The 14,588-nt window shown below is 41.0% G+C and carries 14 protein-coding genes; 1 reads left to right on the plus strand and 13 read right to left on the minus strand.

What is annotated here, in order from left to right:
• Positions 1 to 68: 68 nt before the first annotated feature.
• Entirely contained in the window at positions 69 to 851 is a 783-nt protein-coding gene (locus ACMX3D_RS24785) for an MlaE family lipid ABC transporter permease subunit (protein ID WP_482748452.1), read from the minus strand.
• Positions 852 to 1,446: 595 nt separating this feature from the next.
• Between ACMX3D_RS24785 and ACMX3D_RS24790 the strand changes: the two genes are divergently transcribed.
• Positions 1,447 to 3,129 carry a fasciclin domain-containing protein gene (locus ACMX3D_RS24790; RefSeq protein ID WP_482748453.1) on the plus strand — a complete coding sequence of 561 codons (1,683 nt, stop codon included), beginning with the start codon at positions 1,447 to 1,449 and terminating at the stop codon, positions 3,127 to 3,129.
• Positions 3,130 to 3,287: 158 nt separating this feature from the next.
• On the opposite strand, the gene ACMX3D_RS24795 is transcribed toward ACMX3D_RS24790, so the two are convergent.
• The 12 genes from ACMX3D_RS24795 to dtd form a co-directional block, all read right to left on the minus strand.
• On the minus strand, positions 3,288 to 4,679 hold the full coding sequence (locus ACMX3D_RS24795; protein WP_482748454.1) for a UDP-glucose dehydrogenase family protein: 1,392 nt from the start codon (positions 4,677 to 4,679) through the stop codon (positions 3,288 to 3,290).
• Positions 4,680 to 4,840: 161 nt separating this feature from the next.
• On the minus strand, positions 4,841 to 5,776 hold the full coding sequence (locus tag ACMX3D_RS24800; RefSeq protein ID WP_482748455.1) for a UDP-glucuronic acid decarboxylase family protein: 936 nt from the start codon (positions 5,774 to 5,776) through the stop codon (positions 4,841 to 4,843).
• 347 nt (positions 5,777 to 6,123) lie between these two features.
• The gene (locus ACMX3D_RS24805; protein WP_482748456.1) at positions 6,124 to 8,253 is read right to left on the minus strand and encodes a cation:proton antiporter domain-containing protein; all 2,130 of its coding nucleotides are present in this window, start codon (positions 8,251 to 8,253) and stop codon (positions 6,124 to 6,126) included.
• Positions 8,254 to 8,398: 145 nt separating this feature from the next.
• Positions 8,399 to 9,055 carry an HAS-barrel domain-containing protein gene (locus ACMX3D_RS24810; protein ID WP_482748457.1) on the minus strand — a complete coding sequence of 219 codons (657 nt, stop codon included), beginning with the start codon at positions 9,053 to 9,055 and terminating at the stop codon, positions 8,399 to 8,401.
• A gap of 77 nt (positions 9,056 to 9,132) precedes the next feature.
• On the minus strand, positions 9,133 to 9,330 hold the full coding sequence (locus ACMX3D_RS24815) for an NAD(P)H dehydrogenase subunit NdhS (RefSeq protein WP_190591931.1): 198 nt from the start codon (positions 9,328 to 9,330) through the stop codon (positions 9,133 to 9,135).
• Positions 9,331 to 9,453: 123 nt separating this feature from the next.
• Positions 9,454 to 10,770 (minus strand): rod shape-determining protein RodA, encoded by a 1,317-nt coding sequence (gene rodA, locus ACMX3D_RS24820; RefSeq protein ID WP_482748458.1) that lies wholly within the window; start codon positions 10,768 to 10,770, stop codon positions 9,454 to 9,456.
• Between the two features lie 278 nt (positions 10,771 to 11,048).
• The gene (locus ACMX3D_RS24825; protein WP_482748459.1) at positions 11,049 to 12,122 is read right to left on the minus strand and encodes an Mrp/NBP35 family ATP-binding protein; all 1,074 of its coding nucleotides are present in this window, start codon (positions 12,120 to 12,122) and stop codon (positions 11,049 to 11,051) included.
• Between the two features lie 369 nt (positions 12,123 to 12,491).
• On the minus strand, positions 12,492 to 12,695 hold the full coding sequence (locus ACMX3D_RS24830) for a caspase family protein (protein WP_482748460.1): 204 nt from the start codon (positions 12,693 to 12,695) through the stop codon (positions 12,492 to 12,494).
• Positions 12,688 to 12,873 (minus strand): hypothetical protein, encoded by a 186-nt coding sequence (locus ACMX3D_RS24835; RefSeq protein ID WP_482748461.1) that lies wholly within the window; start codon positions 12,871 to 12,873, stop codon positions 12,688 to 12,690. Before ACMX3D_RS24835 ends, ACMX3D_RS24830 begins: the two co-directional genes overlap by 8 nt.
• Before the next feature lie 51 nt (positions 12,874 to 12,924).
• A complete protein-coding gene (locus ACMX3D_RS24840) occupies positions 12,925 to 13,428 on the minus strand; it encodes a MogA/MoaB family molybdenum cofactor biosynthesis protein (protein WP_482748462.1) in 504 nt (167 codons plus the stop codon).
• Between the two features lie 222 nt (positions 13,429 to 13,650).
• A complete protein-coding gene (gene psb28, locus ACMX3D_RS24845) occupies positions 13,651 to 13,986 on the minus strand; it encodes a photosystem II reaction center protein Psb28 (protein ID WP_482748463.1) in 336 nt (111 codons plus the stop codon).
• Positions 13,987 to 14,135: 149 nt separating this feature from the next.
• Positions 14,136 to 14,579, minus strand: a complete 444-nt coding sequence (gene dtd / locus ACMX3D_RS24850; protein ID WP_482748464.1) for a D-aminoacyl-tRNA deacylase — start codon at positions 14,577 to 14,579, stop codon at positions 14,136 to 14,138.
• Between the last annotated feature and the right edge of the window lie 9 nt (positions 14,580 to 14,588).

Here is a 14,588-nt window from a genome sequence, read left to right on the forward strand (position 1 = left end):
TGTATAAAAACCCATATTTTATTTACGCAACAATACTTAACAGTGATATTTATGTCAATTAATAATTATTAAAAACTTGGCTGTCCAAACAGCAGCAAAGAAAGAAAAAAATCCATGATAAAAATTGATACCCAGGTAGTAACAACTGCTGTAGTTGCTGATTCCCCTACTTCTTTGGCTCCGCCTTTCGTAGTGAGTCCCCAACTACAACCATTAACAGCAACTAAAATCCCAAAAATTAACCCTTTCAACAAAATAATCAGCAAATCTGAGGGTGCTAAAAAAGTTCTGACTGATTCTAAAAATGCTTCTGGAACAACCTGGTAAAACTGTGATGCAGCAAAGATACCGCCCGTGATGCCGATAATCAAAGCAAAAATCATCATCAAAGGCATCATTAAACAGCAGGCTATAACTCTAGGAAGTACCAAATAATCTATCGGATCAGTTCTGAGCATATAAAGTGCATCAATTTGCTCTGTGACTCGCATTGCGCCTAATTCTGCGGCAAAAGCAGAACCGACTTGTCCGGCAATAATACTAGCTGTCAAAATTGGAGCTAATTCTCGGCAAAAAGCTAAGGCAAAAGCCCCTCCCACAGCACTAACAGCACCAAATCGAACTAATTCTCTAGCTGTTTGAATAGTGAAAATCATACCAGCAAAACCACTCACCAGCAGAACTGGAGAGATAGCACCAGGCCCAGCTGTCACCATGTGTTCCAAAATCTTGCGATAGTAAGCTTTTCCTTGGAGTAAATGTAGCAATACTTGACCAAAAAGCAATACAGCAGCGCCACAACGTACAATCCATAATTGCTCTAGATTTTGTTTTGCAGGCAATTTGACCATCCTTAAGACTAAGTTTCTTACACGTAGATATTAGGTAATCAAATAAATATAACTGCTCTTTATTGTTTGCGCAGTACTTGTAAGCAATTTCGGACTGATAACCGAAGAAAATAGATTTTGTATTTGTTTTAAAACTTATCAAAAAAAACTAAAAAATCATTTTTCATACTGCAATACATCTTGGAAAGCTGGCAGTTTGAGGGTGATTATCTTCTAATTATGGCAGATGAATTGCTAATTTAGGCTGATTTTTAGCAAATTTAAGTAAATAGACAACTATCTAAAGTAAGAAAAATTATTGAAAAAATGTAACCTTTTAGTTAGTTGTTGAAATTGGGTAATTTTTGAAAAGATTAAATAGAGATATGCCACTGTTTTTCTACTTCTAATATTACTAGATGTGATACAGCAGGAATATTACTGAATTACTAAAAAAAAGTAGCGATATCAGTCTATGTACATAGATGAGCTTTCCACTACTAAATGCCACTTGAAATGAACTCATTAATGTGTGGTTTTTGCTAGGGGTATAAATTGCCGTATCGTGAAATATTTTGATTGTCAATATTTCTACTTTGTTCTGGAGGAAATTTTCATGGGTAGTTTCTTTGGTTGGTCATTAGCACATACAACTTTGCTTGTTTTAGGAGTAACAACAGCTACAATTAGTCCAATAGTAGTTTCGGCTCAAACAACTCCATCTACCACAACCTCCCCAACTGCTGCTAGTAACTTTTCTGATGTTGGTTCAGATTACTGGGCAACTCCATTTATTCAAGCATTGGCGGCCAGAAATGTCATTTCTGGATTTCCTGATGGTTCGTTTAGACCTAACCAAGCTGTGACTCGTGCCGAATTTGCGACGATGATTCAAAAAGCTTTTAATCAAAATCCAGTTCGGCAAATCAGTTCAGGTGGATTTACAGATGTACCTGCTGGCTATTGGGCGGCTTCTGCGATTCAAGAAGCCTATGAGACAGGATTTATGACGGGATATCCTGGCAATGTGTTTCGGCCAAATCTGCAAATTCCGAAAGTTCAGGCGATCGCAGCTTTGTCGAGTGGTTTAAATTTAAATACTAGTGGCAATGCGTCAGATATTCTCAACACTTACTACACAGATGCTACCGCCATTCCTGACTATGCAGTCAACAATGTAGCTGCGGCAACCCAAGCTAACGTTGTTGTCAACTATCCAGATGTCAAACAACTTAATCCCCAAGTGCCTTTAACTCGTGCTGAAGCCGCAGGATTGTTATATCAAGCCTTAGTCAGACAAGGACAGGCGCAACCTTTGGCCAGTAATGTTACTGCTGCTAACTATGTAGTGGCAGGAAATACTGGTAATACTCAAACTGGCAGCACTCAAACTGGTAATGATATCGTTTCCATCGCTGCCTCTAATAATTCTTTTACCACCTTAACTACTTTACTAAAGACAGCAGGTTTAGCTGATACTCTGCAACAACCAGGCCCTTATACAGTATTTGCTCCGACAGATCAGGCATTTGCAGCATTACCTGCTGGTACTGTAGAACAGCTACAACAGCCAGAAAACAGAGAACTGTTGGTGAAAATTCTCAGATATCACGTCGTTCCTGGTTCATTAACTACTAGTCAACTCACAGCTGGAGAACTAAAAACTGCTGAGGATCAACCTGTAAATATCAAGGTGAATAGCGCTAATAATCAAATCGCTGTCAATGATGCTCAAGTTATTCAACCAAACGTGCAAGCTAGTAATGGTGTAATTCACGTTATTAACGAAGTCTTGATTCCACCTAACTTGAATGTTAGCCAACAACCAACAGACAATAATCAAACTACCCCTGGAACTACAACTAGCGATATTAATCCTGGTAGATCTACCCGTGGCGGTTCTAGTTATCTTGGAGTTGCTGGTAACATCGGTTTGGGTGGAGACTCCGCTTTAAGCGAAGGAAACATAGCGGTAATTAGCAAAGTTGGTTTAACTAATTATATATCTGTACGTCCTTCCGCAGTGTTTGGTAACGATACTGTAGTTCTAGTACCTGTAACTTTCGATTTTGCCCCACGTTCAGTTAATCCTACAGGTGAACAGCGCTTTCCTGTATCTCCTTTTGTTGGTGCTGGTGTAGCTATTGAAACTAGCGACGATGCAGATGTTGGATTGTTGTTAACTGGTGGTGTAGATGTGCCTTTAGGCGATCGCTTTACACTTAACGGTACTGTCAATGCTGCTTTTTTGGATCAGACTGATGTTGGTTTACTCTTCGGCATTGGTTACAACTTTTAACTAATTTCCTGATTCACAGCAAAACAGACGCAATTAATCGCGTCTGTTTTGTTGAAACAACAAGGACTATAGCAGTTTCCAGATAAATTAGAACTGAACATTCAGAAACTTTCCAGCTTGTTCCCCGTTCCCTATTCCCTGTTCCTTGCTATAAAAATCTATCTTCCGATACCAACGTATTGGAAACCTGCTCTCACCATTGTTTCAGGGTCGAGGAAGTTACGACCATCGATAATCACAGGGTTGTTCATTAATTTTGCCATGTTGGAATAGTCCAATTGGCTGAATTGTTGCCATTCGGTTACGAGTACTAAAGCATCACAACCATCAGCTAGTCTTTCCGCATCAGTTTCGACTAAGACACCAGAAAGACCATGACGCATACCTGTTTGAGAAATAATTGGGTCGTAAGCTTTAACTTTAGCGCCTAAGCGGTTGAGTTGCTCAATTAAGTTGAGTGCAGGTGCATCGCGCAAGTCGTCGGTATCTGGTTTGAAGGTCAAACCGAGTAGTCCAACAGTTTTACCTTTGAGGATTTTGAGAACTTGCTGAAGTTTTTCCAAAGCGATCAAACGCTGGCGTTCGTTAACACTAACGGCTGATTTGAGTAATTGAGCTTCATAACCATAGTCGTCAGCGGTGTGAATTAAGGCTGAAACGTCTTTGGGGAAGCAGGAACCACCCCAACCAATCCCTGCTTGCAAGAATTTGTTACCAATACGGGAGTCTAAACCAATGCCTTTAGCTACTTGAGTAACGTCAGCACCGACGCGATCGCAGATGTTAGCAACTTCGTTAATAAAACTAATCTTGGTAGCCAAGAAAGCATTAGCAGCGTATTTGATCATCTCTGCGGAACTGAGGTCTGTAACCAGTACAGGTACAGGTGCTAAAGATGGGTCAGCTGCAAACTTGCGCTCAACAATTGGGGCATAAAGTTCTTGCATCATCGCGATCGCTCTAGAACTATTGCCGCCTAGTACAATGCGATCAGGGTTAAAGGTGTCGTATACTGCTGAACCTTCGCGCAAAAACTCTGGGTTGCTGACAACATCAAAATGTGCAGTTAGTTCTGGCAATTTGTCATCACTAGGCACGCCACCTGCTGGTACAAGTTCTTTTTGACGTTCAGCAATTCCATCTAAAACAATCATTCGCACCCAGTCACCAGAACCAATGGGTACTGTAGATTTGTTGACAATGACTTTATAGCCACCATTAAGATTAGCTCCGATGCCGCGAGCTACAGCTTCTACATAACGGGTATCACTTTCACCATTGGGTAGAGGTGGCGTACCTACAGCAATAAAGAGAATCTCACCGTGGGCAACGCCAGCAGCGAGATCTGAAGAAAATTGAATATTGCCAGATTGAATGGCAGACTGCATAATTTCCGACAAGCCAGGCTCGAAAATCGGCGACTGCCCAGACTTCATGAGTTTGACTTTTTCTTCGTTATTGTCTATGCAAACTACATCATGCCCAATGTGAGCCAAGCAAGCACCTGTAACTAAACCAACGTAACCAGTACCAATGACGCAAACACGCATTTTAAACTCCTCGCTTTCTTGGGGTTATTCTTCTAAAAGAAGTTGTCAATAATACATCTACACACCGTCGATTAACCAGCCATGCAAGTACGAGCTACCAATATAATCTAGCCTGTACTCTGATTCAGAGCAGCTTTAGCCACTGCTATGAAGCTTCCATCCTAGGTATCGCTTTTTAGGCGATCGCGGAAATCCTCTACTGTCAGTTTTAACCCCTCTTGCAGAGGAATGGTAGGTTCCCAATTTAACCAAGTTTTTGCTCTTGTAATATCAGGGCGACGACGGCGAGGATCGTCAGAAGGTAGTGGCTCAAATTTAATTTCGGCATCTGGATTCACCAAATTCTGCACAGCTTGCGCCAATTCTAAAATGGTGTATTCATCAGGATTACCTAAATTAATCGGCCCAGTAAATTCACAGTTCATCAACCGCATCAGACCTTCTACTAAGTCTGATACGTAGCAGAAACTACGTGTTTGTGTACCTTCACCGTATACAGTTAAGGGAATACCCCGTAATGCTTGGACGACCAAGTTGCTCACTACCCGACCATCGTTTTCTAACATCCGTGGGCCGTAGGTGTTAAATATCCGAGCAACCCGAACTTCAACTTTATTTTGTCTATAGTAATCAAATGCCAAAGTTTCAGCAATTCTTTTGCCTTCGTCGTAACATGAACGTAGTCCAATGGGATTAACGTTACCTCTGTAGTCTTCTGTTTGGGGATGAACTTCCGGATCACCGTAAACTTCACTAGTTGAAGCTAACAAAAGTCTTGCTTTTACACGCTTCGCTAAACCCAGCATATTCAGCGTTCCCATCACGTTAGTTTTAACGGTTTTAACTGGGTTGTACTGGTAATGTACTGGAGAAGCTGGACAAGCTAAGTGGTAGATTTGATCGACTTCTAAACGAATTGGTTCAGTAATGTCGTGGCGGATCAACTCAAAGTTTGGATGCCCCATCCATTTGAGGATATTACGTTTAGTACCCGTATAAAAATTATCTAAGCATATTACTTCATGCCCTTGGGGTATTAATCGGTCGATAAGATGGGAACCAATAAACCCAGCGCCGCCCGTCACCAAAATTCTCATAGTTTTCCCGATATTTACAGATATTTAGTAGTGGCTGTTTAGCTTGTTTTTAGAGTACCCAGCCGAGATACAAAAATGCAGGGCGAACAGAGCTAATTAGTAACGTATTTTCGGTTTGACTAATCTGTTGTGTATGCAATTTTGTTACATTAACACTTAGTTGCTGGACAATTCATCTAGCAAAATAGCAAACATCACTGAAGCCTTGAGCGTTTTTCACCTAGAATTCATGAAATCTTCAACAAAATCAAGTTTCCTGTAAAACCTAAATCATAATCAGTTCTAACTCATTGATCTATCTGAAGTTGCAAATTTTCATCTCTAGAATTGTCAGCCTAGGAAATTACTTAGACAACAGAAGTAGGATTAGCAATATTTGTAGGTATGGTGATGATTTGAGGATGTTGTGCTTCTCTCAACATGACAATAGAGCAGGTAAGTTGCCTTGCTACTTGAGTGGTGAAATCGCTTATAACCAAGCCACCAGGAATAGTGCGATTACGTATAAAAGGTAATACCACCAAGTCATATAATCGTGCTGCCTGCAAAATTGCTTGGGCAACATTTTCATGAGCAATAACTTGAACTTCTGGGTGATTTGGCACAGCAAATTTTGATACCAAAACCGAGAGTTGCGATCGCCTAGCGGCAATTTTACTAGAACTAATGCGGCGATCGCACACATTTAAAACTGTAACTTGGGCTTGATTTGCTTCTGCCAGCATTTGGGCGAACTTGACAGCAGGCAATGCAGATGAAGTAAAATTTTCTAATGGGACTAAAATGCGCTGAATTTTATGGGGTGATTCCACTAGACGTGTTACCGCCACAGAACAATGGGATGCCCAAAGTACACTATCAATTACATTGCCAAATAAACGCGATCGCCAACCAGTACGTTTACCCCAACCCATTACAATTAAACTAGCTTTTTGCTCTCGTGCCGCCCTACTAATTCCCGATGCAAAGGCATTATCAATCCGCAACAGTGGTACTGTATCTATTCCCAAGCTAAGACTTTGTTCTGTAGCTTTTGCCAGTAATCTCTCACTTCGTTGCAGAGATGCTTCTAACTGTGGTGCATCCATACGAGATGCAGCAGTGGCAATATTTAACGGGATAATTTTGCTTTTTTCGTGACGGGCTAATAATGCCGCCATTTCAATTAAGTATTGCTGCGTATGAGGATTATATATCGGTACAACTATAGTAAAAGTACTATGTTTTTCTGCTGTTGGTTGGTCAGGTGAATTTACAGTTACTGGTTCTAGTATGGGCGTTAAAGCTACAGCCAGGCGATTGGTGAGCAACGGCCCTAAAGTTGATGTAATCAGCATCAACGCCACAACACTATGAAATACATCTATTGATAGCAAGTTAGCACGATACCCTACAAAAGTAGCAGCTAAGGTCGTACTTACTTGGGGTAATGATATAGACCACATAGTTAACATTTCTTGCCAGTTGTAGCGATAACAAAGTTTTGCTAACAAAGCTGCTAGAAATTTACTAACAATTAAACTAACAATGAATAACAGCATTAACTGTAAAGTTGTAATGCTTCTGCCCCAAGCCGGTAAATCAATCAGCAAACCCAGGTTAACAAAAAAAACGGGAATAAACAGGACACTGCCAACAAATACCAACTTTTCTTTTGTTGGGCCTGCGCCTACTACTCTATTCACTGCTAAACCTGCTAAAAAAGCTCCGACAATTTTGGCAATTCCGATGAATGGAGCGCTGAAAATTGCGAGAAATACAGATAGCAATACAAATAAAAATTTATTACCTTCATCGTCTCCACAACGGCGGAAAAATTCTTGTCCAGCCCAATCAAACCCTACCAAAATAGCTGTTGCGTAAATGATTAACCGACCTAACGATGTGAGTAGACTCGATAAACTAAATACTTCTGCTTGTGGGCTAGATACACAAACCGCTAATATCAAAACAGCACAAATATCAGTAAATATCGTTGCTCCAATAGTAGCGCTAATGGCTTGATTGTTAATCACTCCCAAACGACTAATAATGGGATATGCCAAAAGGGTGTAGGAAGTAAATAAGCTGCCTATTAATATAGATGTATACCCAGCAAAGTTAAAAATCCTCGCTACTAAGATTCCTGTGAGCAAAGGTAACAAGAAGGTGAAGCCAGCAAATACCCAAGAACGTTTTTGACTCTGGTGTAAATGCCCAAAGTCCTGTTCTAAACCTACTAAAAACATCAAATAAACTAAGCCAATATTAGATATTAGATTAATTATTGGCGAATCAAATTGAAATAAATGCCAGCCTGATGGGCCAAGTACAACTCCAGAAAATACCAAACCAACTAACCCCGGTAGTCTGAGGCGCTCAAACAGTATGGGTATAACTAAAATAACCAGCAGCAAAATTGCCAAGGGAACTACTGGTTCCTGACCAAGAACTTGAGAAGTTGGTTCTAGAGCCAGAACTTGTAATACTGGTTCCATAGGTAGGACTTAAAAGGGCGACGGTAAAGTAACGATCGCACTTAGGCGATCGCTCAATCAAAATCAATCATTATAAAAGCCACCCTGAAAGATAACAAAACACTTTATCTTAAACTACTTAGGTAATTGTTAAGAACAGAACTACCTAGGGGTGGATTTGACTCAAAATAAAACGTAAGCGATCGTAATCGTCTTTCAACAGCACACTCAGCATTCGTCCAGCTTTGACAAGCCATTCTCTGTCAGCTTTGCGTAACTGGTAAACATCCCGAATGGCTGCTGCGGTTAAAGACTCAACTGGCGCACCGTTTACAGACAATAATGTCCGTAAAAAATCTAGTTCTTCAGTAAATTTAATAATTGCTTCCGCTTCACAGCGATAAACCGCTTGATGAATTTGTGGCGGACGGGGTGGTAGATACTGATATATTCTGGAGATTTCTGGGGAATTCTGGGAAGGTGGTGCAAAACCAACAATCGCCGCCCGAAATTCAGTTTTCAGCATGGCAAATATCTGGGGTTGTTCCTCGCGTAAATCCTGCAATGACAACCCCAGCGCCACCGCCCGATGTATAGAATCTATGGGCATAGTTGTGGCATAAGACACCACAGCATACACTTGATTGCCCGACTCTTCATCTACAGCACAAACCCAACTACCAAAAGGTGGCATAGCTGGAAAACTCAAGTCTTCTGGTTCCAAGCACTGTGCCAGAAATTCAGTAGTATTAGTTTCAATCACCTCCGCAATGTGGTTAGGGTGGCGATCGCTTGTTGCAAATTGTGGTAGAGGAAGACGCATGGTAATGCTGAGTGCTGAGTGCTGAGTGAAAAGTCAATAGTCCACAGCTTTTTGACTATTGACTATTGACTAAAAGCTTATTTTGCTTTTTTACGTCCTGCGGTTGTGTCTACAGGTTCCAACTCTGACAGGCGAAAGGTAATTAGCTTATCCCAATTGCCACCTTCAAACAATACAGCTACCTTACCATCACTTACCCGTTGTACGAGTCCTTCATAGCGATAGTAGGTATCTGCGGGATTTTTGACACGAACAGTTGCTCCAGGCAGAATCATCTTTTTACCCTCGCTGATTTACATACTTGTCAATAGTCAATAGTTCAGAGTCCAAAGTCAATAGTTGAGAGTTCATAGTCCATAGTTTTTATCCTAATTGACTATTGACTATTGATTATTGACTCATAAATAATACTTCTGCCGTTGTCGGAAATTTGCCACCGATTCTACTATTCCTAAAGCTATGAAATTAGTCAGCATAGCAGAACGTCCGTAGCTCATCCAAGGCAGTGGAATTCCGGCTACAGGTGCTAAACCAACAGTCATACCAACATTCACAATTAACTGAAACACAATCATCGACAACACGCCAATAGCCAACAAAGAACCAAAGTTATCTTTGGCTGTTTGCGCCACATGCAATAGACGAAAGCAAATTAAACAAAAGACCAACAGTACTACTAAACAACCCACAAAACCAAATTCTTCACCCACCGCTGAGAAAATAAAGTCTGTATGCTGTTCGGGTACGAAATTGAGTTGGGTCATCGGCCCTTTAAACAAACCCCATCCCCAAATTTCACCTGCACCAATAGCAATCCGCGATTGAATCAGGTGATAGCCTGCACCAAGGGGATCATGATCAGGGTTAATAAAGACGGTAAGACGGTCTTTTTGATACTCTTTTAAGACATGGTTCCAAGCAAAAACCCCTAGTTCACCACCTAGGATATTAAGAATCCACGCACCAATTGCACCAAAACCGAATCGCCGCCAAGGCAGTGTTTGCCAGCCCACAATTGCCATTACAAATGACCAAATAATTCCCAAAGGCCCTAAAGCTATTTCTTTAAATAAGGTGATTGGCTCGGATAAAGGCCAGTAGATACTAAACAGAATGGCAGAAATTACAGGAGAAATCATCAAGATTAGCCAGCCAGGATTGGCATTAGCCCAATACAGCATTCCTATAACAATCGCCCCAAATACCAACGATGTAGCCAAATCTGGTTGCAAAAAGACTAACCCCCAAGGAACAGCTGTAATTGCCAAAGCCCGGAAAACATTATCTAAGGAAGCAGCTGTCCGCTTATGTAATAAAGCAGCTAAAGTGATAATTATCCCAATTTTGGCAAATTCTGAAGGTTGGACATTAAAACCAGCGACGCTAATCCACCGCTGTGCGCCTTTGGCACTAGTACCAGCCAGCATTACCGCAATCAAACTAAGGTTAGTAAGACCGTATGTAATCCAATGCCACTGAAGTAGATTTTCGTAGCGGATACGAGCTAAAAACAACGCGATGAAAACACCGATACCAGCTACTAACCAATGCCACCACCAGTCCGTAACAGGTTGTTTGAGTTCTGTACTCAGAATCATCAGGCCGCCAAAAATACTGACAGCAACAGGTAAACAAAATAATAACCAATCTACTTGCTGCCAAGGCTTAACCCAATACTTCCAGCGAACTTTGGGGAGCGAACGTTTTAACAACATTGTGCGGTTTTAGAATTTAATTTGGAGAGTTAAATTTACTGAGTAAGCAAGACTTTAGGAGACAAAAGTCAGAATTTATCAGGAATTTTCGGAGATTGGATGAGTAATTGAGTTGACAAACCTTTGAGTTTATTGCTCAAAACAAAATAGTTTTACATTATAGAATGCCTCATACTTAAACTATGAGAAATTCTGACTTCTGAATTCTAACTTCTAAATTCTCTATTCATAATCTGAATTCCTAGGCGGTTGCCCAGGAATCAGACAAAAATTAAAATTTATGCCGTCAATGCAACAACTGATACTTTACCAGCAATGGCTAGGGCGATCGCTTTTAATGCTTTGGCAGAAGCTGAATCTGGTTGGGCTACGACAATCGGCACACCACTGTCACCACCAACTCTAGTAGAAATCTCTAAGGGTACGCAGCCTAATAAAGGAACTCCCAATTCTGTGGCAGTTTTAGAACCACCACCAGAACCAAAAATATCGTACTGTTTGTCTGGCATATCTGGAGGAATAAAGTAGCTCATGTTTTCTACTATTCCCAAAACTGGGACGTTCATTTGCTGGAACATCCGTAATCCTTTGCGAGCATCTAATAAAGCGACTGTTTGTGGTGTCGTGACAATTACGGCTCCAGCCATTGGTACGGCTTGGGCTAAAGTTAACTGGGCATCACCAGTTCCGGGCGGCATATCGACAATTAAATAGTCTAGTTCTCCCCATTCCACTTGATAAAGAAACTGGCGAATTACACCATTGAGCATTGGCCCCCGCCAAATCACGGGCTGATCTTTATCAATCAAAAAGCCCATTGAGACTAATTTGACACCGTGATTAAATGCAGGCTCTAAAACTTCACCTTTGTCTGTAGAACGGACGGTAATTTGAGCATCACCTAGTCCCAGCATGGTGGGATCGTTGGGGCCGTAGATATCAGCATCTAGCAAGCCGACTTTTGCACCTGTTTGAGCCAAAGCCACAGCCACATTCACCGCTACCGTACTTTTACCGACACCACCTTTGCCACTGGAAACCGCCAAAATATTTTTGACACCAGGAACACCATTGCGATCGGGTAAACTTTTTTGCTGGGGCGTTTCTGCTGTGACTTCTACCTTGACTTCCGTAACACCAGGTAGTTTTTTCACAGCTTTTTCACAATCTTCGACAATAAATTCACGTAAGGGACAAGCGGGTGTAGTTAAAACCAAAGTGAAGCTCACCTTGCCGCCGTCAATGTTAACGTTGCGAATCATATTCAGTTCTACCAGACTCTTGCGGAGTTCTGGGTCTTGCACAGGCCGCAATACTTCTAAGACAGAACGGGAATCAAGGACATCGTACATAGTGTTTTCAGCATTACCGCCGTAAAAAATTTAAGAAATTTTTATTCTTACCTAATAGAATCTTAACTTTCTTAGGGAGTGGGGAATAGCTGATAGGTATAGGTCTTTTACAAGAGTGTGAGTATTTATCCAGATTCTTTTACTTACCTGACCCACAACGTGCTGAGGGTTTCTGGTTAGCTATTGCTGTAACCACATTTTAGATGGTAATGCTGGAGGGTGAGGCGGACAATCAATCTTCTCCCTCCAGCATCAAGCAACTTCCTTCTCGACAGGTGGGATTTTCTCATCCCTTCCAACTCCATCGCCCACACCAGATTTCTGGTTTTCTTTTGGGTTTGTTAATCTTGATGGTTAATACCGCTTTTGTTACTTTAGGAACAGCTTTTCAATTACCGTTCGCATAGCGATCGCATCGGGATTCAGCAGCCGTTCAACTTGCTCAAAACCTCCCAGGTTTGGGTTTTGCAAAACTCGCTTCATAGCTTCCACATTATTGAGTGATGCTGAGAGGGAAGGGATACCTTCACCATACTCACTGACTCCAATTAGTAGTGCTATCTTCTTAGCCATTGCTGCGATCGCCCATTGCTGCTAATAAGTCTTTTGCTACTCTCTCACTTTCTAGTAGCTCTTGTCGGCTTTTAGCTTCTATGTTGACTTCTTTATCACCAGCTTTCACAGTAATTTTAATGGGTTTGTCTCCCAAGCGATCGCCTAAAAAACTTAAGAAGCTTTTCACATTCTTCATGCTTACTTCGGCCGTCAGGAATCCGATTAAAGCCAAAATTGATATCAGTCCCTATTTCCGCATCTGACTTACTAAATGAGTTAGTTCAGGTAATATCAGTTTTTCCATACCTAACCGCACAGCATTACTAGAACCAGGGAGAGAGAAGATTAATTTATTTTGATAAACACCTGCGACGGCGCGAGAAGCGATCGCACGGGAACCAATTTCTTGATAACTTAAAAATCTAAATATCTCTCCAAATCCCGGTAGAGTTTTTTCTAATAATTTTTCAATAGCATCATAAGTAGTATCTCTTGGTGCAATACCTGTACCACCATTGAAAATCACTGCATCTAAATTAGTACTTTTACCCAGCGATTCTATCTGTTCTTGAATCTGCGCTGGCTCATCTTTGATAATTACGTAGGCTGGAACAATATGATTAGCAGCTAACAGTAATTGTTGGATAAGTTGACCACTTTTGTCTGTTTCTGGAGTGCGTGTATCGCTGACTGTAACTACAGCACAAGTTATAGTTATTTTTTCTGTATTTGGATGGGGTTGTTGCGTCATCCGATTTTAAATTTTCGATTTTGGTTTGGTATCTAAGATTTAGAACTGTAATATTCAAAAATTATCGTTTATCTGACTAAAAAAAGATGAAGTATGAAGGCTCAAGGATTAAAAAAATATATTTTTCAAATCAAGGCAACTATCCTTGTTCCAATTCGCCTAACTTAAGTATGTAGTTCATTTCATACTTCATACTTCATACTTCATACTTCAGTTGACTGCTTAAGATTTGCTGAATCCCAAATCGTTTTGTTCAGCATATCTTTCCATGAAGCGCATAAAGCGATCCCACTCGTCAGGAGATTTCATAATATAAACTGCTTCTAATGCTTCGGGTCTACCGTTGACGAATCTAGCCTTGACTTCGCGGGTGATGATTTCGCCTTCCTCGTCAAGCATATACATGCCAGTGACATCTTCCGTGCTACCTTGATCTAAGGCTTTAGGATTTGTAAAAATAAACGTTGCTGTACCAGTATCACCACTGCGTGATCGCGTCAAACGTACATCTGGTACTACGTCTTCGTCAATGCCTCTAGAAAATTGGATTTTTGCCATGATGAGAGAATTTAAAGTTTTGTGATCATTGATTTAATATTCTCTCATTATTTAGAACTCAGTAGTCTATGAAGTCTGAAGTCTGAAGTCTGAAGTCTGAAATTTTGTTCTTCTGGCTTCTGTCTTTTGACTGTTGACCATTGACCAAGTTACCTTTCCAAGAATAAAGTTACAGGGCCGTCATTTTCGATGGAGACTTGCATCATTGCGCCAAATTTACCTGTTTCTACACGCAAACCACTAGCACGTAACTTGTTAACAAAGCTGTTGTATAAATCTTCTGCGGTTTGAGGGGATGCAGAACGGTCAAAAGAAGGACGGCGACCTTTGCGACAGTCGCCGTAAAGAGTGAATTGGCTGACTACCAACAATTCACCGTTGATTTCTTGCACAGATTTTTGCCATCTGTCTCCACCTTCTTCATCGGGAAACAGCCGTAATTCTAGGCATTTACGCGCCATCCAGTCGAGTTCTGCATCTGTGTCTGTATCGGCAATACCTACGAGTAAGTTTAATCCTCGTTCAATTTTGCCTACAGTTTCACCGTTAACTGTTACTTGAGATGATTTCACTCGCTGGATGATAACGCGCATAAAAGTATG

The organism is Anabaena sp. TISTR 8404, from assembly GCF_056847745.1.